Here is a 23,549-nt window from a genome sequence, read left to right as displayed (position 1 = left end):
AAGCTGCTACTTCGTCACGAGTGGGTACACCCGCACGTAATCGACCTCCATTTTTTGCGGGAAAATGCTGTCATCCACGCCTTTTTGACCGCCCCAGTTACCACCAACGGCGATATTTAAAATTAGATGAAATGGTTTGTCGAAAGGCCATTCAGGCCATTGGTAGGACGCTTCTTTTTTAAAGGCAAAGTAGGCATTGCCATCCACGAGTATTGTCACTGTTTCGGGCGTCCATTCGCACGTGTACACATGAAAATCGTCAGAAAGCCCTTTCACCACCAAATTGTTACCCTTATTAGTTTTGATCGCATGGTTAAATGCCTTCGTATGGATATTCCCATGCAGCCGGTCCTGATCGAAACCAACGTGTTCCATGATATCGATCTCGCCATTATCCGGCCATCCTTTGTTGCCATAATCATTGCCGCTTGCCAGCATCCAGATCGCAGGCCAGGTCCCGCGGCCTTTCGGCAACTTCGCCCTGATTTCGAATTTCCCGTAAAGAAAATCACCCTTTCCTTTCGAGACCAATCGTGCCGAGCTGTACTGTTGCTTTCCGGATGGTTCCTTAATGGCCGTGATCACCAGATTGCCATTTTCAATTTTGGCGTTTTCGATCTTGTCGGTATAATTTTCCAGCTCATTATTCCCCCAGCCATGATCGCCAACGTCGTAGGACCATTTGGAGGCGTCGGGCTTTCCCGAGTAGTTGAACTCGTCCTGCCAGGACGGAGTGGGGGCGAATGCGTACGTTTGAGTCGTGGGTTTGGTGCTTTGTGTTGGCTGCGCGCAACTTGCCACTGAAACGAGTACAGCCAGGCAGCTAACACTAAAAAATCGATTGATTATGTCGTTGTTACCTTTCATTTTTTCGTTTTTGGACAATTTTGTTTTCAAAAACAGAAACATCCATCCTTCGCAGCACGGCGTTAGCTTCGTCCAATTTTCTTTGCACAAATGTTTCTTCATTTGCGCTAGGTCCTTCAAGTGCTTTTCTTGTTCCTTTCATCATTTTTGTTGGATTACGTAAAAATCATAATGACTGTTTTGAACAAATGGGTACAGAATATCATCTTTTAGTCCGTGTATAACAAAACGTTCAGATAACTGGTTAAATTCTCGTGCAATGACAATCCTGTATAAACGATGTCGACGGGAGTCACTCCCCCTGAACAACAAATATGAGCCGGGTTTCTGTATGTAGAAGTCGTCAATAATATGAAATACTGTTGCTAATACCGTTTTGAGATCGCTGTTTCTGGTTTCTGAAATATCAGACAATGCCCCGCCTTCAAGAATATCGAAGAGTGCTAAGTTGTATACGTTTAGCACCTCGGTTCGGCTGATCCTGACAACTTTTTTCACTGTTTTTATGTCACTGATACTTTCAAACTCAAAGCGGAATTCGCTGTTTGTTGAAATATAAGGATAGGGCTTCTCCTTCATAAACTGACCAAGTTATAGTGTGCTTTAAATTCTACCCCAAACATATAAAAATTCCACATAACCCAAATTATAAATTCCTAAACCGCAGCATATAGCGAAATTCTTTGGTTTTCATGCTTAATTTTGTGGCCCGCTTGTCGTTTTTATATAATGAAGGAAATAAAGTTGAGTACGGAAGTCGCGCTGGATGCCCCGGATTGGAAGATCAATCACCAAACTAAAATACTGACCATCGGCTCCTGTTTTGCCGAGGTGCTGGGGAGCCAGCTGGACGATTACAAGTTCCCGGTGCTCAGTAATCCGATGGGTACGGTATTCAATCCCCTTACGATCTGTAAAATATTGGACAGTGCATTGGAGGAAAAGAGACCGAACCCTGCGCTATTCCTGCAAAATCCCGATCAGGTATGGTTGCACCACGATTTCCATTCGTCGCAGTGGGCTGCCGGCCAGGCGGCGCTGGATGCACAGCTTTCGGATAAGCTCGATGAAATCCGTGAATTTTTGGCGGATGCAGATTTGCTGGTGATCACTTTGGGCACTGCGTATGCTTACCGCCATCGGAAGACGAACCTCATCGTTGGAAATTGCCATAAAGTGCCCAGTGATCGTTTCGTGAAAGAGCTCCTGCATTTCGACCAGATCACAATTGCATTTGAACAGCTCATCCAAAAACTGATCCCTTACAACCGAAAACTGCGCATATTGCTCACTGTAAGCCCCGTGCGCCATACACGTGATACACTCCCGCTTAACCAGGTCAGTAAGTCGACGTTGCGGCTGGTATGCCACCGTCTCTCGGAAAAGTACAAGCATGTAGATTACTTCCCGTCATACGAAATCATGATAGACGAGCTGCGCGACTACCGGTTCTACAAAGAGGATATGATCCACCCGAGCAGTTTGGCTGAGCAGTATATTTTCAATGCATTTACACAAACCTACATCGGGGAAGATGCATTTAATTTCATGAAAGAATGGGCTTCATTACGTGATAGCCTCGCCCACAGGCCGTTACATGGTTTCACACAAGGACATCTGAAAATGCTGAAATTGTTATGGAGTAAGCTCAATGCCCTTTCACGAAAGCTGGATGTTTCCGCGGAAATGGAGGAAGTGGAGCGCAGGATCGGAGAATTTCCGGGAATGTGACAAACTCATTGGCAGGATTTCGTGTTGAACAGTATTAAGTCAAAGTACCAACCATAATAATGGGAGAATTTACAATTAATAAAGAAAAAGTATTACAGGCACTGAGCACTGTGGAGGAGCCTGATCTTAAGAAGGATCTGGTGACGCTCGGTATGATTCAGGATATAGAAATCGGTGTAAACCAGGTGCGGTTTACCGTAGTGCTTACAACCCCGGCTTGCCCCCTTAAAGAACTGATCAAAAAGAATTGCGAGAATGCGATCCACGAGCACTTGAGCCCGGATGTGGAGGTGATCATCAAGCTTACAGCCAACGTTACCACTACCCGTCACTCAGGCCCATTAATTCCCGGCGTGAAAAACGTGATTGCCATCTCTTCCGGTAAAGGTGGGGTAGGGAAATCGACGGTGACCGCCAATCTTGCCATGGCCTTGCACCGCTCGGGCGCAAAAGTCGGTATTATCGATGCGGATATCTCAGGACCATCCATTCCGGTAATGTTTGGTGCGGAGAATATGCAACCGACCATTACGCCGAAAGACGGCAAAAATTACATCAACCCCATCCGCCAATTCGGCATCAAAATGATGTCGATCGGCTTCCTGACACCGGCTGATAGTGCAGTAGTGTGGCGTGGACCGATGGCGAGCCAGGCGTTACGCCAGTTCTTCGGGGATACCGACTGGGGTGAGCTGGATTACCTGCTCATCGACCTGCCTCCCGGTACGAGCGACATTCACCTGACACTCGTTCAAACCGTTCCGGTAACCGGCGCTGTAGTGGTAACTACTCCTCAGAAAGTGGCGTTGGCCGATGCTATTAAAGGATTGTTGATGTTCAAACAGCCACAGATCAATGTGCCGATCCTCGGTGTAATCGAGAATATGGCCTGGTTTACGCCGGAGGAACTACCCGATCATAAATACCATATTTTTGGAAAAGGAGGCGGACAGGCACTCGCGGATAAATTTGATGTGCCTTTACTAGGGCAGATCCCATTGGTGCAAGGCATCAGGGAAGCGGGTGATGATGGCCGTCCGGCGGTGATGGATACCAATGCGATCGTGAATGTGGCCTTCATGGATGCGGCGGAAGCATTAGCCCAGCAGGTGGCGATCCGGAATGCGTCTCGTGCGAAAACGAAACCTGTTGAGATCCAGGTTTAGCAGTTTAGTAACTGAATGATTTGATTTTTTGGATATAATCTTGCATCTTAGCATACAGACTTTTTAATAATGGATTCAAAAGAAAAAACCATAGAATTGATCGAGCAGGCGCTCGAAACGGTGCGTCCTTACTTACATGCAGATGGAGGTGATGTGAAATTGGTGGAACTGACCGACGACTTGATTGTGAAGCTGGAACTACAAGGTTCCTGCCAAAGTTGCCCAATGAGCGCAATGACTTTCCGCGCCGGATTGGAAGAATCGATCCGTAAAGCGGTGCCATACGTTAACAAGGTTGTTTCCTCGAATGTGCCAGAGTTGGCATAACAGCGGAAAAGCCACATTCAATATCACTAAAAAGCAGTTTCCTGAAAGGGAGGCTGCTTTTTACGTTTTAATCCACGCGTTGAATAGCTGGAAATTGATTCGTCCCGTTTAGTCGCTTATATTGCGGGCATCATTGGAATGCATTAATCAGGAATATCAGACATGCGTATCGGAATTTTTTTTGGAGGTCCTTCCCGCGAACGGGAAATATCATTTGCAGGTGGTAAAACGGCATTTGAATACCTCGATAAGTCACTTTTTGAGCCGGTACCGGTTTTTGTAGACAGCTTTGGAAGGTTTATACTGTTACAAAACGAATTGATGTATTTGTCCGAGATCCGGGAATTTTATCCTGCGCCGGGCATTCAAAAAGACAGCTTTATAACCTATATTGAATCTTTTCCGGAACTCTCCGTGGCCGACATACCCGTCGAAACCGGAAAATTGATCTCCCCTGCTGAATTCAAAAATCATTTCGATTTCGCGTTCCTGGCAATGCACGGCCCTGATTGCGAAGACGGCGCCATTCAGGGCTTGCTGGAGTGGTATAAAATCCCATATAGCGGTCCGGGTTTGATGGGTTCCGCCGTGGGTATCGATAAAATATTGCAAAATGAGATGATAGCCCTGGTGAATGGGCAAGAGAAAAAAAGCTGGACACTCAAATACAGCCAGTGGGTTCCTAACGAATATCCATTGCTTTTTCAAGTGCTGAAAAAGCATCTTGGCCTACCGTTGGTGATCAAAGCACCGCATCAGGGATCGTCTATCGGTGTAGCAATCGTGAAAGAGGATTCGTTGGAAGAATTCGTTTCGGCGGTCAATCAATGCTTTTTTCAAATCGAATTGAATGCTGATACGTGGAAGGAGCTCGACGAAGCTGAAAAATTGGCTTGGGGGCAGAAAATCGCAAACCTGGATGAAGGCATCGGCTTCCCGGTTGTTTTTAATGGCAAAACCATTTATCATCCCACAACATTAATCAGCGAGCTGGAAATCTATTTTTCAGATGGAAATGACCACGCGCTGTTGAGCAGCTCCAACGCGGAAGACCAGGTATTGATTGAGGAATTTATAAACGGGCAGGAGTTTTCCTGCGGCTGCATCCAGTTTGATAACGGTTCACCGCTCGCGTTGCCGCCGAGCGAGGTGATCAAAATGGTAAAGGTTTTCGATTTTAATGCAAAATATAAACCAGGGGCCAGCCGCAAACGCATACCGGTGGATACGACCCTGGAAAAGAACCAGGAAATTCAACAGATGATCGCCGCGGTATTTCAGCAACTTGGCATTAATGCCTGCGTGCGGATTGACGGCTTCCTGACCGAAAACGGTACGATCCTACTCCACGACCCGAACACCATTCCGGGTATGTCCCCAACTTCATTCATTTTCAAACAAATGGCCGAAATAGGCCTCAACGTCACCCAAGCGTTAACCTACCTGATCCGCCAGTCTTTGCGGGAGCGCGTGCGTACTGGTAAGCAAACGTGGGAGCTTAGGGCATTGCTCGAAAAGCTGGATGTGCGCATTGCTGCTAATGTTGCCATGGAAAAGTCGGCGGAGCACATTTTCTTCGACGCTACCGACGAGGCTTATATTGAAGCCAGACGCCGTTATGGCCTGCTGAATGCCGAAGGAAAAGTAACACCTGTACCGGTACTAAAAGCCGCAGACGGTCAGTTCTATAAACTTCCCAATCCGTTGATGTTCAAGGAGTATGTTTCGGATGTTGAAGCATTGCTGCACGAAGAACGCCACCCGTTGCTGACTGAGACTTCGCAGAAAGCGGCTGCTATCACTGCCTTTTTTGCTGGCGATGTATCCTATGAAATTACCCGAATGGACTCTCCCACATCGTAATTGCAGTGTTTGGAAGATGACGAGTTGGTGCTCATTATGAGTGATTTATAAGTATTCGAATACCCGTAAATTACAGGACTCCGGATTGTTAATTTTTTCAATTTTCTTCCGGTTTGTCGTGTTTTTGAAAACCGGTTTTCTAAATTGGGTAATTATTGAAATTCATTCCTTTCGAAAAATTGACAGATTAATGGCACAGGGAGCTGAAAAAGTTAGATTGCGTCTTCAGAAAGAAAATAAGGGATGGAAAAAGTGGGGGCCTTACCTGTCTGAACGCCAATGGGGGACCGTTCGCGAGGATTACAGTGGTAATGGCGACGCCTGGAATTACATTACCCACGAAATGGCCCTTTCCAAAGCATACCGCTGGGGAGAAGATGGGATCGGTGGTTTTTCTGATAATAAGCAACATATATGCCTTTCGTTCGGATTCTGGAATCATAAGGACAAAATATTGAAAGAGCGGATTTTCGGTCTCACCAACAGGGAATCTAACCATGGAGAGGATGTGAAGGAAATGTATTATTATCTCGATAGTACGCCCACGCATTCGTACACCAAAATGCTTTACAAATATCCGCAGCAGCTTTTTCCCTACGACAAGCTAAGGCAGGAGAATGGTCGGCGGGGCAAACAGGATCCGGAGTATGAGATCATGGACACAGGTGTGTTCGATAACGACGAGTACTTCGATATCTTCATCGAGCATGCCAAAACCGACGAAGAGGATATTCTTATGAAAGTAACGGTTTTCAACCGTGGCAAAGAGGATGCGCCGATTACGGTGCTACCGACGATCATGTTCCGGAACACGTGGTCGTGGGGTTACGAGGCATTCAACTACAAACCGATCATGAACGGTATTTCAAACCGGCTGATCGAAGTAACGCACCGCAAACACGGGAAATATAACCTCTATCTTGACGGTGCGGATGAATTGCTGTTTTGCGAGAACGAAACGAATTTCAAAAAGCTGTACGGCACGGCCAACAATACAGCTTATCCGAAAGACGGTATTAACGATTATATTGTCAGCGGGCAGAAGACAAACACCGTTAACCCCAATAACATAGGCACCAAAGCCGCAGCGCGTTTTACCAAGACCATTAAAGGCGGTGAGAGTGCTACGTTTCGTTTACGTTTTGTAAATCATTCTATTTCGGAGCCATTTGGCGGTTTCGAAGACCTTTTTAATAAGCGTATCCGCGAGGCCGACGAGTTTTATGACGATCTGCAACGCGATGTCGCCGACAGTGATCTTCGCTCAATCCAACGTCAGGCGTACGCTGGGATGCTTTGGAGCAAGCAGTTCTATTATTATAACGTGTATGAATGGCTGAAAGGCGATCCCGCACAGCCCGGACCAAATCAAGGTCGGAAATGGGGGCGTAACTCGGGGTGGAAACATCTTTATGCGGCCAATATCATCTCAATGCCCGATAAATGGGAATATCCCTGGTTTGCAGCCTGGGATCTTGCCTTCCATTGCGTGCCATTGGCGAGGGTGGATGCTGATTTTGCCAAAAGGCAATTGGAAATCCTTCTGCGTGAGTACTACATGCACCCCAACGGGCAGATACCAGCCTACGAGTGGAACTTCTCCGATGTCAACCCGCCGGTGCACGGTTGGGCAACCTGGAAAGTGTACGAGATCGACCGGGAGCAGAACAATGGGGTAGGGGACATCGAATTTTTGGAAAAGATCTTCCACAAACTGCTGCTGAATTTTACCTGGTGGGTCAACCAGAAGGACGATACGGGCAATAATATTTTCAGCGGAGGCTTTCTTGGGCTGGATAATATTGGTGTGTTCGATCGCTCGACGCCTATGCCTTTCGGTGGCAAGTTACAACAGGCCGACGCGACTGGCTGGATGGCGATGTACACGCTCAATATGCTCCGCATTTCGGTTGAAATTGCATTGGTGCATCCGGTTTATCAGGATATGGCTTCCAAATTTTTTGAACACTTCCTGCACATCGCCGGTGCAATGGAATCGATTGGGGGGAAAAGCTCCTCGATTAGTCTTTGGGATGAAGAAGACCAGTTCTATTACGATGTGATCCATATTCCGAATGGGCAGAGCATTCTTCTGAAAGTGCGCTCGATCGTAGGGCTGATACCGCTTTTTGCAGTTGAAATCCTCGATCCTCAGAATTTGGACAAGATGCCTGTTTTTAAACGGCGGGTGGAATGGGTATTGGCAAACCGGCCCGATCTGGCGCGATTGATTTCGCGGTGGTTTGAATCGGGTAAGGGTGAGAACAGGCTGCTTTCGATACTTCGCGGTCACCGGATGAAGATGATCATGAAGCGGATGCTCGACGAGAACGAATTCCTGTCAGATTATGGCGTGCGGGCATTGTCCAAGTACCACGAGCAGAATCCCTATAAATTTTATATCAATGGAGAGGTTTTGCAGGTAGATTACACCCCTGCCGAAGCATTGACCGACATCATGGGTGGTAATTCCAACTGGCGCGGGCCGATCTGGTTTCCGTTGAATTACCTCATTTTTGATTCATTAATGAAATTCCACACCTATTATGGCGAGGATTTCATGATCGAATACCCGACCAACTCTGGTAATCTGACGACGATCAAAGAAGCAGCATTGGCTATTGCCTGCCGCCTGATCGACATTTTCAAGAAGGATTCGGAAGGAAAAAGGGCGGTGTATGGCCATGATGAGAAAATGCAGAAAGATCCGAACTTTAACGAACACGTTCTTTTCTACGAATATTTCCATGGGGATAACGGCCGCGGGTGCGGTGCAAGCCATCAGACTGGCTGGACCGGCCTGGTAGCCGAACTGATCCACAAAACTGCTAAAGAATCTTTTTCAGCGATCGAGAAAGAGGAAGTGGAGATCAGCAAATAGGCACAATGCGAACACTTTAAATTCTCTTAATAAATTCTATTTAACTTAATTATGACTGCAAAATTGGAACCGAATGTGATGACCAAGGTGAGCAGCTGGCTCAACGGTGATTACGATATCGATACAAAACAATCCATTCAACAACTGATTGATGAAGGCAACGATACTGAACTGACAGATGCTTTTTATAAAGACCTCGAATTCGGAACAGGCGGATTGAGAGGGCTTATTGGCATCGGTTCCAACCGCATGAACCGCTACACTGTGGGTACCGCAACACAGGGATTGGCAAATTACCTCAACCAGGCATTCCCGAACGAGGAAAAGAGCGTGGCCGTAGCATATGACAGCCGTATCAAATCGGATGAGTTCGCGAAGATCATTGCCGATATTTTCTCCGCTAACGGCATTTCGGTATACCTTTTCGAAGCGCTGCGCCCTACGCCGGAGCTTTCATTTGCGATCCGTTTGCTGGGATGCAAAAGTGGAGTGGTGGTAACTGCTTCGCACAACCCGAAAGAATATAACGGCTACAAGGCTTACTGGGACGACGGTTCGCAGGTAGTGGCGCCGCACGATACGAACATTATCAACGAAGTAAATGCCATTACCTCCATCGACCAGGTGAAATTTGACGGCGATAGCTCGAAAATTACCAAAATCGGTGCGGATGTAGATGATAAATATATTGACCACATTTTATCGCTTTCGATCTCAAAAGGTGCATTGGAGCGTCAGAAGGATTTGAAAATCGTTTATACGCCATTGCACGGAACAGGGGTGACCCTCGTGCCGCAGTTGCTGGCGAAAATGGGTTTCGAGGCGGTAACCGTGATCGAAGAGCAAGCTGAGCCAAAGGGCAATGGCCAGTTCCCGACGGTCGTTTATCCAAACCCGGAAGAAAGCGAAGCGATGTCCAAAGCCGTTGAAAAGGCGAAGGAAATCGATGCGGACCTGGTAATGGGTACCGATCCTGATTCGGACCGCGTGGGTATCGCGGTGAAAAACCACCACGGTGAAATTCAACTTCTGAATGGTAACCAGACAGCCAGTGTTCTTATTTACTATCTTCTGAATGCATGGAAGGACGCAGGCAAACTTACCGGCACACAGTTCGTGTGCAAAACCATCGTTACTACCGACCTGATTGACAAAATGGCGGCGGCCTACGATGTGAAATGCTATAATACGCTCACCGGCTTCAAATACATCGCACAAGTGATTCGCGAGAAAGAGGGACAGGAGCAGTTTATCGGCGGCGGTGAAGAAAGCTACGGCTACCTGATCGGTGACGCGGTGCGCGACAAGGATGCGATCGCTTCCTGCGCAATGATCGCCGAACTGACGGCCTATGCGAAAGATAAAGGTCTGAGCCTTTTCGATATGCTGATGGAGATCTACAAACAGTTCGGTTTCTATTATGAAGGGCTGATTTCACTGACCAAAAAGGGTAAATCCGGTGCTGACGAAATTCAGCAAATGATGGCTGACTTCCGCACTAACCCGCCAAAAACCATCCAGGGATCACCAGTGGTGAGAATGGACGATTACAAGGCATTAACCACAACCGATTTCAAAACTAACGCGACCGCATCCATTCCTTCGGGCGAAATGGGAATCGAGTCATCAAACGTGTTGCAGTTTTTCACCGAAGACGGCACGAAATTCACCTGCCGCCCATCCGGTACTGAGCCGAAGATCAAGTTTTACGTGGGCGTGCGCGCGGCGCTGGAAAAGAACGAGGATTTCGATAGCGTCTACGCTTCATTGAAAGATAAAGTGAAGGCCATTGGCGAGGAGTTGAACTTGAAATAAAGTTTTCTCAATCGGTCAAAATGAAGAAGGCAGCCCAGCAGAGCTGCCTTCTTGCATTAACGGGCATAAACGATGATATACTTTCGCCTGGCATTGTCTTCCAGCAAACTTACCTTTTCAACTTTTGAAAAAGGGACTTCATTGAGTTCGGAGAATGTGGCGGTGTTCGTGTTCAGATAGAGCGTTGCATTCTTATGATATTCTGAAATGCGCAAGGTACTCCCGGAAGATTTTCCGATCCCGTTTTTGCTGAAAAATTGTTCAGCCGAGGGGCCTTCCAGAAGCTTCCTGGGAAACGTGGTTGAGCTATGTGGGCCAAAGCCTCGCGCAAGCTTGTACTCGAAATAAGCAACCTCATTTTCCTTGGCTATGGCAAGTGCTTTCTGATAGTCTTGCTCCATTTCTTTACTGAGCGCGTCGGGCGGAAGCGCTCCCATTCCATGTCCCTGCTTCGCGACGTAGCCTGAATAGCCCTTCATAGGCTCAAATTCGTTAGAACCATGTTCCTCGCCTGAACCGGATCCATTTTTCGTGTTGATCCTTACCGATATTGACGTGATATATTGCTGCAAAGGATCGAACTGTATCTTATTGATTTGGAAATCCTGCCCGAATTTCTGTATAGCAGCCTTAATTTCATTGATTTCTTCCCAGGTAGTAAGTGGCGTGATCGCCCAATACAAAGTTTGATTAACAATCAATACCCCTTTCACTTTTGGCTGGGATTCGGGTGTCTCCTGAATGGTATCGGCGGGCGCAACTATTTGCTTCTTATCTGGTTTCGCTTTCATTTCCAGCTGATCCTCCGTCGAGTATTTCGTTGTCGGAGTGGTAACGATCACTTCCCCGATGAGGGGCTGCACGAGCGGCTTGATCTCTGCCGGTGCCAACTCGACAATCTGTTCGCGGTAGGGTGCCACAAATGCCGATGAAATATAAATCAATGCAAGCACAACCACATATTTCCCCCAAACCAGATAATGTGAAGGTTTCCGGTTCATCATTTTAATGCGTTTTTTGAGTAGCGACTGTGCAAAAGAGTTTGTCAATGGCAGTTCGCGTGTACGCAGGGCCGTATTGAGCAGGTTGTATTGGTATTGTTTCTTTTCAAAGCCATTGTCCAGCACGGCCCGGTCGGCGAGGTATTCGAGGTTTTCTTGCACCAGCTTCTGATGAATCCATGAGAATGGATTAAACCACAAACAAATTCGCTGCATTTCTGCTACTAGCAGGTCGGCGCTGTGGCATTGCCTGGCGTGTTCGGCTTCATGTGCCAGGATATTGTCCCGTTCCGATCCTGAATGCTTTTCCGGATCGAGTATGATCCATTTGAAAAATGAATAAGGTGTGCTGCCCCGCACGCAAACAACAGTTATTTCGTGATCCCAGTGCTCTCGGCGGCCTTTCGCCACGAGCAGGAACAGGCGGCCAATCTGGAAAATAAAATAAACAGCCAGAACAACCACGCCAGTCAGGTAAATAATCAATAGCCAATCGGTTATTGACATGGAGGAATGCGTGACAGAAGCTGGTGCTTTGAAAGTTTCGGATTGCATAACCGCTAAGGGCTCCGCCAGGATCGGTATTTTTCCAACGACTTTTGGAAGGCTATGATGAAACCCGCTTTGGACTTCGACCGGCCCCCAATCGGGCAGTGAAACAAGCGGTAATGTCCAGGACACCACGACATTCAGCCATAGCAAAACACGGTTCAATTTCGAGAATGTTTCAAACTGGATCAGCCAGCGGTACGCGAGCGTGAGGACAGCCAGTACCAGGCTGACTTTCATAAGGTAAGGGATCAGCATAAAATCGGTGGATTAATGGATACATCAATACTTTACTCTCCTTCTTCAATCATCCGGATAATGTCTCTCAAATCATCCGGAGTAACCTTTTCCTGTTTTGCAAAATAGGCCACCAGGTCTTTGTACGAGTCATTGAAGTACCCGCCAACGACTTTGTTCAGTACAAAATGATTCTGATAATCCTCCTGGGTCACGACCGGAAAATATTCATAGGTATTCCCGAACTGCCGGTGCGCTACGTAGCCCTTTTCTTCCAGGTTCCGGATCATGGTGGAAAGCGTATTGTAATGCAGCCTTGGCTCGGTAAAAAGCGGAAGCATGTCCTTCACAAATGCAGCGCCTAGCTTCCATAGCACCTGCATGACTTCTTCTTCCTTGTTGGTCAACTTTTCAAGTTCCATACAGCAAATATGAAAACTATTTTTATAGTTAACAAACTATTTTTCTAGTAATAATATTTTTTCTGGTTTAGGAAGGACAAAATATGGATGGATTGGGCCATGAACGCACCGATGGTTAATCCATATGTTACCTTTTGTTGTCTTATGGGTGATTTTATTGATACTTTTTAAAGAATCAATTGTAAATTACATGTATCATATAACGACACCTGACTAATTCATGATGAAAAGATTACTTCACAACAACTTCGTGTTGCTATGCCTGGCTTTGGCGATTTGCTTGAATGCCGCGCGGGCACAAAACGGATCTGTAACGGGAAAGGTTACAGACAAGGATGGCATAGAGATCCCGGGCGTGAGCGTAAGTATCAAAGGGACTTCCCAGGGAACTTTGACCGATGAGAAAGGAGAGTATTCCATTCAGGTAGCGCCGGGGAAGACGCTGATTTTTAGTTTTATCGGGTTCAAAAAGTATGAGTTGCTACTCGGCAGTCAACGCTCCAAGCTTAATGTACAGTTGGAGTCCGATGTGTCGATGCTCGACGAGGTGGTCGTAACCGCGCTCGGTCAGACACAGGAAAAGCGGGCGATCGGGTATTCGGTGCAATCGATCCGATCGGATGAGATCAGGGAATCGGGTAATCCGAATATGGTAGGGGCACTGCAGGGCAAGATCGCCGGTGCGGTGATTACCGGCTCGGGCGGTGCTCCGGGTGCAGGGGTGAATATCATCCTGAGGGGCATCACCTCACTCAGTGGCAGTGCCGACAACCAGCCGTTGTTCGTGATAGACGGCATCATCATCAGTAATGCCACCACGGCTGGAAACCCTTTGCCCAGCGCGGGTACGGCCTCGCCTGGGGCCGCCGAGCAATTCGCAAATACCAATCGCGCAGCCGACATCAATCCGGACGATATCGAAAGTATTTCAGTTCTGAAAGGACCTGCTGCTACGGCACTTTACGGGCTTCGGGCTTCAAATGGTGCCATTATCATTACGACCAAAAGAGGCAAATCCGGAAAATTGAATGTGTCGGTTTCACTGTCGGGCGGGGTGGATGTGCTTGGAAAGTCACCCGATATCCAGACGCGGTTTATCCAGGGCCGGTTCGGGGAGTTTATCTCACCCACCGAAGTGCGCCAGCGGACGCCCTACCAGTCGTTTGGTCCGTCGATCATTGGCAACACCACCGATCGTATTTATGATAACTTCCGCGGGTTTTATCAGACGGGCTTTCGTACGAACAACAATATATCACTCACCAAGGGGAGCGAAAAAGGTAATATCTACGTTTCGGCCGGGCATAGTTATCAGCAGGGGATCGTACCTGCCACTTATTTCGAAAGGACTTCCGGCAAGATTGCGGGCACTTACAACTTTACAAAACGTTTGTCGGCCTCGGGGTCTTTCAACTACATTCGTTCGGGTGGGAAACGCCCGCCAGCAGGGGATAAATCGGTTTTCAGCGCATTGTCCTACTGGCCGAATACCTACGACGTCAACGACTACCTGAATCCGGATGGTTCCTACAAAAATCTGCTGCCCGGATTTACCGACAACCCGGTTTATCTCGTGAAAAAGAGTCCGCGGATCGATGCCGTGAACCGGTACATTGCCGATCTGACATTAAACTACAACATCACCGATTGGCTGACTGCCAAATACCAGATCACGATGGATGCTTTCAATGAGCGTCGAAAGCGACAAGTGGATAGCACTTTTGATGTTGGAACGGCAGTGAAAGGCTTTCTCATTCAAGAGAATATCAATTATCGCGAAATCAACTCCAACCTGTATGTGACCGCTTCGAAGCAGTTGAACGAGAACTGGAATGGCTCGCTCATGGTCGGCAACTCACTGGTCGGCAGCAAGCGGCCCGACAGCTACTATGAACGCGGTGAAGGCTGGAAAGCGCCATTTACCGATGCGATCAGTAGTTACCGAAACCAGCAAAAACGGTTTTACTCGCCGCTGCAATACCGCATTGTAAGCTTTTTTGCCGATGCGAAACTGAGTTACAAGGATATTCTCTACTTGAATGCGACGGGCCGGAACGACATTGTTTCGACCTTGCCCAAGGCTAACAATTCGTTTTTCTATCCATCGTTCAGCGCAGGCTACATTTTCACCGAAAACCTTCCTAAGAACAACATCCTCTCATATGGAAAACTTCGGGCCTCCTGGGCCCAGGTGGGCAAGGGCACCGACCCGTATGTGATTGGCGTGTATTATGAGCTGGCCGATAACTTCCCGTTTGGAAACACGGTGCCAGGCTACATCAGGCGCTCTACCACCGCCGCAGACAACCTCAAACCCGAACGCACGACTTCCATCGAATTCGGGACCGAACTGCGGTTTTTCAGCAACCGGCTCATGTTGGATGCTACCTATTTCACCATGGACAGTAAGGACCAGATCGTCCGCGCGCCGGTGTCCAATGTTTCGGGGTATTCATTTTATTATACCAATATCGGCCTGATCCGCAACAAAGGCATTGAGTTGCTCGCTACTTTCAAGCCGGTTCAAACGGCGCGGTTCACCTGGGACATGTCTCTGAATTTCACGAAAATGTCCGGCAAGGTGATCGAAATGCCGGATGAGCTCGAAGAGATCGCCTATTTCGACAATGGTAGCCGTGGCGTATTAAAAGTGCGGAAGGGTAGTAAACTGGGCGAATTATGGGGCCTCGACTACCTGCGCGCGCCGGACGGCCAGCTGCTGATCCAGTCCAACGGCCTCCCGCTGACGAGCCAGGTAACCATGCCATGGGGCAATGCATTGCCCGATTGGACTGCTGGTTTGACCAACAGCTTCAATTATCGTGGAATCGGCCTTTCGTTCCTGCTCGAATGGCGGCAGGGTGGCGATGTGGTCGACCTGGGGGAACGCAATGCATTCCGGTCGGGATCGATCAAGATCACGGAAAGGCGTTATGAGCAGGTTATTTTTAAGGGGGTTGTGGAGCAAAAAGGAGCGGATGGTTCGGTGACGTATGTGCCAAATACCAAGCCAGTCATTCTCGATGACTCGTTTTACAATCCTTCCACGGCGCGTTACATGGGTAATTCCGCACAATTCAATATCCAGGACGGTTCATGGTTCCGTTTGCGGACGGTGGGCCTTTCCTACGCGATCCCCAAAGCGGCATTGGCCAAGAGTGTGTTCAAAGGTGGTGTGCGTTTCAATTTTACAGGGACCAATTTGTTCCTGAACACGCCTTTCCGCGGCTATGATCCCGAGGCGCTGACTTTTGGATCTGGTACTAATATCATTGGCTTTGTAGGAAGGAACAATCCGGCCACACGCAGCTTTCAGTTAGGTGTCAATGTTAATTTTTAGGAAAACATGAAAAATATCAGACATATATTTAAACTAATGCCATTGCTCGCCTTGTTGTTGACGGCCTGCGACAAGTTCCTGGACGTCAATACCGATGAAACTCTAAAAGGCGATGCGACGATGCAGGAATTGCTGCCAACCGCGCAATTCTATACGGCGGAGGCCAGTTTTCAACAGGCATATGTGGCTTGCCAATATGCACAGCAGCTGGGCAGTGCGCTCGGTGCCAACGGAATCGATACTTACGCCGAGACCGATAATACACTGGGCTGGTCGAATCTCTACCTGTATGCTTTGCCGCAATTGAATGCTATTATCGGAAAAGGGCAAGACGAAGGCGCACCGGCTTATGTGGGTATCGCCAAGGTGCTGACGGCCTACAACCTCGGTCTGGCGACCGTCAATTGGGAAAATGTGCCGTACTCTCAGGCAGATCAGAAGAATTTCTCGCCCGCTTATGATACACAGGAGCAGATATACGCAACCATCGCCAAACTGCTAGACGAAGCCGTTACAGCGCTCGCCGGAACTTCGGGGGCTAAACCGGGAGCTGATGATCTTATTTACCAGGGCGATCTGGGCAAATGGACACGGCTGGCCTATTCGCTACGTGCCCGCTACCTGTGGCATGGCTCGTTGAAGAACCCCCAGCAGATCGCAGAAAGTACTATTGCCGCTCTTCAAAAAGGAATGAAGGGTAATGAGGATGATTTCCAATTACAATACAACTCCAAAAACCTGAGCCCCTGGTATAGCAAGGTGGCGATCCCGAATACAACGGGGAACTTGTCGGTAACATTCACGAATACAATCGTAGATCTTATGAATGGCACTACACAGGGAGTTGCCGATCCGAGACTATCCAAAGTGATCGGTCTGAAAAATAATCAGACCGCCTACTCCGGAGTTGTTCCCGGTTCAGGAAGCGGTTCAACGGTGGATTTGAATAATAAAGCCTGGCATTCAAATATCGATTCGCCCCTCGTGATGATGACCTATTCCGAGCTGAAAGGTATTGAGGCCGAAGCCCGACTAATGCAAAAGGGCGGCACAGGCACTTCGGCGGAGGGATATGCGGCTTACCAGGCAATGATTACTGCCAATATGAGGAAAGTAGGCGTTGCCGATGCTGAGATAGACGTATTCCTGAAAGACGCAAAGGTCAATGTAGGCGCTTCAAAACTGACGGCGAAGCACATAATCACCGAGAAATTCAAATCAATGCTTTTGATCGGCGACGTTTGGACGGACATCCGTAAATATAATTACCTTGACTTTCCGATGCCCACCAATGTGAATCCCGATTTGCAAGGTAAACGCATTCAGCGTATGAAATACCCGGATTCCGAGATTACACGTAATTCGAAGACCGTCTTGGCCAATCAGAAAGATCCTGAAGTGACGATGTGGCTGATCAACAAATGATTCATTATCAAATTGAGACATATGAAAATCGCTTTTAAAAATATCATCGCCTGCCTGGTCGGCATATTTCTGCTCACGGGCTGCTACAACGAGCCGGATCTGTTCGAGGAACTTCTTGTTAGCAATGGGAAAGTTGCACAAATAGCCGTGGTATGGCTCGGGGATTCGAAGGTCTATAATGCCGCCGGAGTCTTGCAAACTACTACCACAGTGGATTCACTAAGTGCGGTCAACGTCAATATTGAATACACGTCCGAGGTGGCTGTAAAAGAATTTAAAGTTTATTCGGCAGCGACTTCCTCAGGCTCGCAAACGCTTCTCGCGACGGTGCCTGCGGGCGCTCAAAAATATGACCCCGAGCTTCGCAACTACGTCATAAAAGTACCCATCACTGCGCCGAAGGGTAAAAATGTGACCTTAACAATTTTTGCGGAAGTCGTGGCAGAGAACTCGTTCGCATCGTCTCAGAAAAGCGCCACATTAAAAACGAAACCGTAGTGAAAATGAAAGGGATATGCAACGTTGGTCGGGTATTTGTAGTACAGGTTCAAAGTTTACAAACTCCTCGTTTATCTTTGAGGTTTAAAGCTATTGAATGTTGCCAATGCGCCCGGTTTCGAACTGCATATCCCTTGTCCGCTATTTTTTGACAATAAGTCTGAGCGTTCTCATTTGGACGGGCGTAAGCGCTCAACAAGCCGCTACTGTTACGCTTACAGGAAAAGTTACCGACGAGAAAACCGGCAAACCGCTGCCATTTGCAAATGTTTTTATCAATAATACAACGATAGGCACCAACTCTGACGAGAATGGTAACTACCGCCTGCCCAATCTGGCTATCGGGAACCTCGAACTGGTGGTGTCGTTTCTTGGCTATGAAACGGTGAAACAAACGCTTCGCTTTGAGCAGCCCGGCACCAGAACCGTGGTCTTCAAATTAAGGGAAGGCCAGGAACTGAAAGGTGTAACCATTGTCGCTAAAAGAAATAAGAAGCGGGAAAAGCATTTAAGGATCATCACCCGGGAGCTTCTGGGAAGAAGTAAATTCAGCAAACTTTGCAAAATCACGAATCCCGAAGCGCTTAGGATATCCGAAGATGACGATGGCCACCTCGGCGCGCAGACTGTCAAGCCGCTGATCATTGAAAATTACGCATTGGGCTACCGCATTCACCAGGATCTGGACGATTTCGATTATTTCAACGGAAAAGTATATTATGGTGGTGCGACCCGTTTTGAACTCCTCGAACCGAAGGATGAAGCACAACGGAAACAATGGCGCGCGAATCAGAAAGAGGCGTACAAAGGCTCGTTAAAACATTTGTTGACGAGCATGGTGGCCGACAGTTTACAGGAGCAGGGCTTCAAGGTGTACCAGGTGATTCCCGATTCGCTTAGGATCTTTAAATCTGTGAGGAGTGTGAATGGCTACAATTCAATTGCAAACCATCTTCATAATCGCATTGAAGCCGTGCGTGGCATGCGCCTGGTCCGCCCGGGTGAATTGCCCACAGAGCGACTGGTTGTTTCGCTGACGCAACTGGAAGTTTTTAATATGAATAGAAAGGGCCGATCGCCTTATTCGGATATGCCCTATGCTTACACCCAGATTACCTTTCCGCAAGGCTATATGGTGACCACCCCGCAGGGCTGGGTGGTAATGCCTATGGGCTTTGAGATCGCCGGTGACCTGGGCAACGACCGATTCTCCAACCTTCTTCCTTCCGACTGGAAGCGCGATCAGTGACGATCTTCCGGCGCACTTGCGTATAATGTATTGCGTGGTGACTTACAGTCATCGTTCCGAAGCCAATATCGTGCAGATTCGGCATTTTTTGACAATTAGAGTGGGGTTTGGATGCAGCAATGCAAGTAACTTATATGCGTAGTTGGTAACGCTATTTGGTCAATTTATGGTACTATTCTGTCAATAAATAAAATCTTTACTTTTTAAAGTTTAATTATGTGATAAAATAATTATAAATTATGCCACTGATATTTGATCGACCTAACAAAATGATATGAAAGAAATCTACAAGGAATCCTGCCGGGATCGTTCCCGTTTTCTCCGTTTCTATTTTGCTGATTTTACAGTTTTACCGCAGAGCGGAGGGTGATAACCGTATTTAAACCTAACTAATTTATAAGGGGGATGGTACATGTTGCCGTCTCCTTTTCTGAGTTCGTTATATCCTGATTCTGTCATTATTGCACCTGACTAATGTTCGTTACGCGCCTACTTGTGGTTTTGGTGGGTATTATCCTGCTTATCTCCTGTAAAAAAGAACTCAAAACTTTTACCGAACTGCCGTCCGGTGAAACGGGTATTCAATTTTCGAACCGCATCACCGAAAATGATACGATGAACATCCTGGCTTTTGAATATGTGTACAATGGCGGCGGCGTGGCATTGGGTGATTTTAACAACGACAGCCTTCCCGATGTCTACTTCACGGGAAACATGGTCCCGAACAAGCTGTATTTGAACAAAGGAGATTTTAGTTTCGAGGACGTGACAGCCAGGGCCGGTGTCGCTCCGCAGGGAAAATGGTCGACCGGGGTGGCGCTTGTAGATATCAATAATGATGATTTGCTGGATATATATGTATGCGCGTCCGTGCGCGAGGTAGCACGCGAACGTGAAAATCTGCTTTATGTTAACCAGGGACTTGACAAGAACAAAGTGCCGGTATTTAAGGAAATGGGCAAGGAATATGGTATTGCAGATACGACACACACGACTAACGCAGCCTTTTTTGATTATGACAATGACGGGGATCTTGATCTGTTCCTCATTGTCAATGAAATGGATGACAACAATTTTCCGAACAAGTATCACAAAAAGATCGTCGATGGCTCCTCCCGGCGAACCGACCGGCTTTACCGGAACGACTGGGACGCGAAACTGAATCACCCGGTATTTACGAATGTATCCAAAGAAGCCGGCATTCTCATTGAAGGTTACAGCCTGGGTATCAATGTGACGGATGTTAACCAGGATGGCTGGAAAGACGTTTACATTACCAACGATTATCTGACCAACGACCTCCTTTACATCAATAATGGCAACGGTACTTTCACCGATCAGGCGCCAGGCAGTTTCAAGCATACATCGCATTCCGCGATGGGGAACGACGTGGCCGACCTCAATAACGACGGTCTTGTAGACATTGTCGCCGTGGACATGATGCCCGCGACCAACCGCCGCAAAAAAATGATGACGCCCGCCAACAGCTATGTGACTTATCAGAACAACGAACTTTTTGGTTACCAGTATCAGGTTGCCAGAAATACATTCCAACTGAATTTGGGTAGGCCCGACAGGAATACAAAATCACCTGTATTCAGTGAAATTGGCTTGCTGAGCGGTATTGCGGAGACGGACTGGAGCTGGACGCCGATGGTTACTGATTTTGACAATGACGGTTTTCGGGACGTTATCATTACCAATGGCTTTCCGAGGGACATTACCGATCTCGATTTTGTCGCTTACCGCAATGAAGTATCGAGCATTGTAGCGCCCATGATGATGCTCGATTACATTCCGAGTGTGAGGCTCAGAAATTTTGTATTTAAAAACAAAGGTGATCTGACGTTCACTGATGTCACCTCGGAATGGGGGATCGAAACACCCGGCTTCTCGAATGGGGCCGCTTATGCAGACCTCGATAATGATGGCGATCTGGATTACATAGTCAACAGGATCAATGATTCGGCGATGGTATACCGTAATAACAGCATCCAGATAAAGCCTCACGGGAGCAACTATTTACGCGTCGCGTTTAGAGGTGAACGTTATAATCGGGCAGGTGTAGGGGCTATTGCTGAAATTACTTATGCTAATGGCAAAAAGCAGATCGCGGAAAACTCACCATATCGCGGTTATTTGTCGACCGTGGAGCCATTTGTCCATTTTGGTCTGGGGAAAGAGTCGACTATACAAGAGGTTAAAATTACGTGGCCGGGCGGTAAAGGCCAGATTTTGAAAGATGTAAAAGTGAACCAGGTTCTCGTAGTGAATGAACGCAATGCTGCGCTTGTGCCCGATGTGGTTGTCGGGTCGTCTCCTCAGCTTTTTAGTGACATTACTGCGCAATTGAATGTGCCTTACCGGCATGAGGAAATGGATATCATCGATTTTAACGTCCAGAAGCTCTTGCCCCACAAAATGTCGCAGTACGGCCCCGCGCTGGCAGCGGGCGATGTAAATGGCGATGGGCTGGAAGATGTCTTTGTAGGAGGTGCTTTTCAGCATAAAGGACGTTTTTTGTTGCAGCAACCCGATGGTAAATTTAATGTCGCTGATCTGTTACCGGGCCCCGAGGGGCTTGAAAAGGCTTCCGAGGACATGGGTGTGTTGCTTTTTGATGCGGACCTGGACAAAGATCTCGACCTGTATATTGTCAGCGGAAGTTATGAAATCCAGGATGGCTCGGACGCATTGAAAAATGCATTGTACCTCAACAACGGAAAAGGCAGGTTTAAACTCGATACGGCCGCTTTACCCGCTTTTCTGGTGAATGGTTCCTGTGTGAAAGCCGTTGATTTTGACCGCGATGGAGATCTCGATCTGTTTGTAGGAGGAAGAGTGGAGTCGGGTAAATACCCCAAACCGGTTTCCAGCCATATTCTCCGAAATGATTCAGGTAACGGAGCCGTGCGCTTCTCCAACGTGACCTCTGCCGTAGCACCCTACCTGACGGGCATAGGCTTGGTCTGTGATGCGCTCTGGACCGATTATGACAACGATGGCTGGACCGACCTCCTTCTGGCAGGCGAATGGATGCCGTTGACATTTCTAAAAAATGAGAAAGGTAAGTTCAAGAAAGTTGTAACAGGCCTGGAAACAAAGACAGGCTGGTGGGGGAGCCTGGTAGCAGGTGATTTCGATAATGATGGCGATATGGATTATGTTGGCGGAAACCTCGGCATGAACTCGCTGAGTCGGGCATCTGAAAGCAGGCCGGTAAACGTATATGCAAAGGATTTTAATAACGATGGCTATTTCGATGCGATCCCGACCGTATTCTATAAGGCGAAGGACGACACTTATAAGGAGTTTCCATACAATACCCGCGATGACATGGGCAAACAGGTCATTCAGGTACGCCAGCGTTTTCAGGAATACGGGAAGTTTGCGGAATCGGCATTGAACGATATTCTGAAACCGGAAGAGCTGAAAGGTGCACTGCATTTATCGGCTACCTGGATGAAAAGCAGCTACATCGAGAATCTGGGTGGGAATAAGTTTGCCATTCGTGAATTACCATTGCAGGCTCAGTTTGCCCCGCTTTTTGGTATGATGGCCGGTGATTTCGATCAGGATGGCAGCCTCGACGTAATGCTGTCGGGGAATGACTACGGCTCGGAAGTATCGGTAGGACGGTATGACGCTATGTACGGGCTGGTGCTCAAAGGCGATGGCAAAGGTGGGTTTCGTCCGTTGAGTATTGCTGAGAGCGGTTATATGGTGAATGGTAACATGAAAGGGCTCGTGCAGCTGGCTTCTGCAAAAGGGGGATGGATTTCGGTGACCTCCCAAAATCGCGATGTGATGCGGTTTCACCAGTCAGGTAAGCCAATGACGAAGGTTGAGCTGGCAAATGGGGAGACGTCGGTTATGCTGCATTTGAGGAACGGAAAATGGAGGAAAGTAGAACCCGGCTACGGATCATCATTTCTTTCTCAATCCAGCCACACGCTTTTTCTGCCGGATTATGTTTCCTCGGCAACTATTACAGATTCGAAAGGGGCTAGACGTGAAGTAAAATAGCTTTTTTATATAAATCGGTAAGACGGTTTCATGGGGTGTATTTGCCCTCTGGATCGGCATGTCAAGTTATTTATAAAATAGTAATATTTTAATTTTCGGCTCTATTGGCCTGTTTTATAAATATCAATATTAAAGTTTATTATATGATTATA

Annotated in this window: 16 protein-coding genes; 11 read left to right on the top strand and 5 right to left on the bottom strand. The window is 47.6% G+C overall.

From position 1 onward, the window contains the following. Nucleotides 1-6: 6 nt before the first annotated feature. The 3 genes from LZD49_RS22510 to LZD49_RS22500 are packed head-to-tail and all read right to left on the bottom strand — an operon-like array spanning nt 7 to nt 1,446. Nucleotides 7-867 carry a family 16 glycosylhydrolase gene (locus tag LZD49_RS22510; protein ID WP_234669923.1) on the bottom strand — a complete coding sequence of 287 codons (861 nt, stop codon included), beginning with the start codon at nt 865-867 and terminating at the stop codon, nt 7-9. Continuing rightward, nucleotides 857-1,012: a hypothetical protein gene (locus LZD49_RS22505; RefSeq protein ID WP_234669922.1), complete on the bottom strand. Its 156-nt coding sequence runs from the start codon at nt 1,010-1,012 to the stop codon at nt 857-859. Before LZD49_RS22505 ends, LZD49_RS22510 begins: the two co-directional genes overlap by 11 nt. Beyond that, nucleotides 1,009-1,446 (bottom strand): DUF6934 family protein, encoded by a 438-nt coding sequence (locus LZD49_RS22500; protein ID WP_234669921.1) that lies wholly within the window; start codon nt 1,444-1,446, stop codon nt 1,009-1,011. Before LZD49_RS22500 ends, LZD49_RS22505 begins: the two co-directional genes overlap by 4 nt. Nucleotides 1,447-1,596: 150 nt before the next feature. Here LZD49_RS22500 and LZD49_RS22495 point away from each other — a divergent pair, with 150 nt between their 5' ends. From LZD49_RS22495 to LZD49_RS22470, 6 genes are all read left to right on the top strand, one after another. Next, nucleotides 1,597-2,598, top strand: a complete 1,002-nt coding sequence (locus LZD49_RS22495; RefSeq protein WP_234669920.1) for a GSCFA domain-containing protein — start codon at nt 1,597-1,599, stop codon at nt 2,596-2,598. A gap of 59 nt (nt 2,599-2,657) precedes the next feature. Continuing rightward, nucleotides 2,658-3,764, top strand: coding sequence for an Mrp/NBP35 family ATP-binding protein (locus LZD49_RS22490; protein WP_234669919.1), 1,107 nt, complete (start codon nt 2,658-2,660; stop codon nt 3,762-3,764). Between the two features lie 69 nt (nt 3,765-3,833). Beyond that, on the top strand, nt 3,834-4,091 hold the full coding sequence (locus LZD49_RS22485) for a NifU family protein (protein WP_234669918.1): 258 nt from the start codon (nt 3,834-3,836) through the stop codon (nt 4,089-4,091). Nucleotides 4,092-4,253: 162 nt separating this feature from the next. Further along, complete coding sequence (locus tag LZD49_RS22480) at nt 4,254-5,954, top strand: D-alanine--D-alanine ligase (protein WP_234669917.1); 1,701 nt, start codon at nt 4,254-4,256, stop codon at nt 5,952-5,954. A gap of 190 nt (nt 5,955-6,144) precedes the next feature. Continuing rightward, the gene (locus tag LZD49_RS22475; protein ID WP_234669916.1) at nt 6,145-8,835 is read left to right on the top strand and encodes an MGH1-like glycoside hydrolase domain-containing protein; all 2,691 of its coding nucleotides are present in this window, start codon (nt 6,145-6,147) and stop codon (nt 8,833-8,835) included. A 51-nt stretch (nt 8,836-8,886) separates the two neighbouring features. Continuing rightward, nucleotides 8,887-10,650 (top strand): phospho-sugar mutase, encoded by a 1,764-nt coding sequence (locus LZD49_RS22470; protein ID WP_234669915.1) that lies wholly within the window; start codon nt 8,887-8,889, stop codon nt 10,648-10,650. 56 nt (nt 10,651-10,706) lie between these two features. Here LZD49_RS22470 and LZD49_RS22465 read toward each other — a convergent pair whose 3' ends face one another. After that, entirely contained in the window at nt 10,707-12,458 is a 1,752-nt protein-coding gene (locus tag LZD49_RS22465) for a M56 family metallopeptidase (protein WP_234669914.1), read from the bottom strand. A 32-nt stretch (nt 12,459-12,490) separates the two neighbouring features. Next, the gene (locus tag LZD49_RS22460; protein ID WP_234669913.1) at nt 12,491-12,859 is read right to left on the bottom strand and encodes a BlaI/MecI/CopY family transcriptional regulator; all 369 of its coding nucleotides are present in this window, start codon (nt 12,857-12,859) and stop codon (nt 12,491-12,493) included. 220 nt (nt 12,860-13,079) lie between these two features. Between LZD49_RS22460 and LZD49_RS22455 the strand changes: the two genes are divergently transcribed. From LZD49_RS22455 to LZD49_RS22435, 5 genes are all read left to right on the top strand, one after another. Continuing rightward, complete coding sequence (locus tag LZD49_RS22455) at nt 13,080-16,199, top strand: SusC/RagA family TonB-linked outer membrane protein (protein ID WP_234669912.1); 3,120 nt, start codon at nt 13,080-13,082, stop codon at nt 16,197-16,199. A gap of 6 nt (nt 16,200-16,205) precedes the next feature. Continuing rightward, entirely contained in the window at nt 16,206-17,624 is a 1,419-nt protein-coding gene (locus LZD49_RS22450) for a SusD/RagB family nutrient-binding outer membrane lipoprotein (protein WP_234669911.1), read from the top strand. A 21-nt stretch (nt 17,625-17,645) separates the two neighbouring features. Next, the gene (locus LZD49_RS22445) at nt 17,646-18,122 is read left to right on the top strand and encodes a hypothetical protein (protein ID WP_234669910.1); all 477 of its coding nucleotides are present in this window, start codon (nt 17,646-17,648) and stop codon (nt 18,120-18,122) included. A gap of 97 nt (nt 18,123-18,219) precedes the next feature. Then, a complete protein-coding gene (locus LZD49_RS22440) occupies nt 18,220-19,371 on the top strand; it encodes a carboxypeptidase-like regulatory domain-containing protein (RefSeq protein ID WP_234669909.1) in 1,152 nt (383 codons plus the stop codon). A 474-nt stretch (nt 19,372-19,845) separates the two neighbouring features. Next, nucleotides 19,846-23,397: a VCBS repeat-containing protein gene (locus LZD49_RS22435; protein WP_234669908.1), complete on the top strand. Its 3,552-nt coding sequence runs from the start codon at nt 19,846-19,848 to the stop codon at nt 23,395-23,397. The last annotated feature ends 152 nt before the right edge of the window (nt 23,398-23,549 follow it).

This window comes from Dyadobacter sp. CY261, from assembly GCF_021440085.1.
In the GTDB taxonomy this organism is placed as follows: domain Bacteria; phylum Bacteroidota; class Bacteroidia; order Cytophagales; family Spirosomataceae; genus Dyadobacter.
Note: the sequence above shows the minus strand (reverse complement) of the source record. Positions and strands in the feature narration are given on the sequence as shown.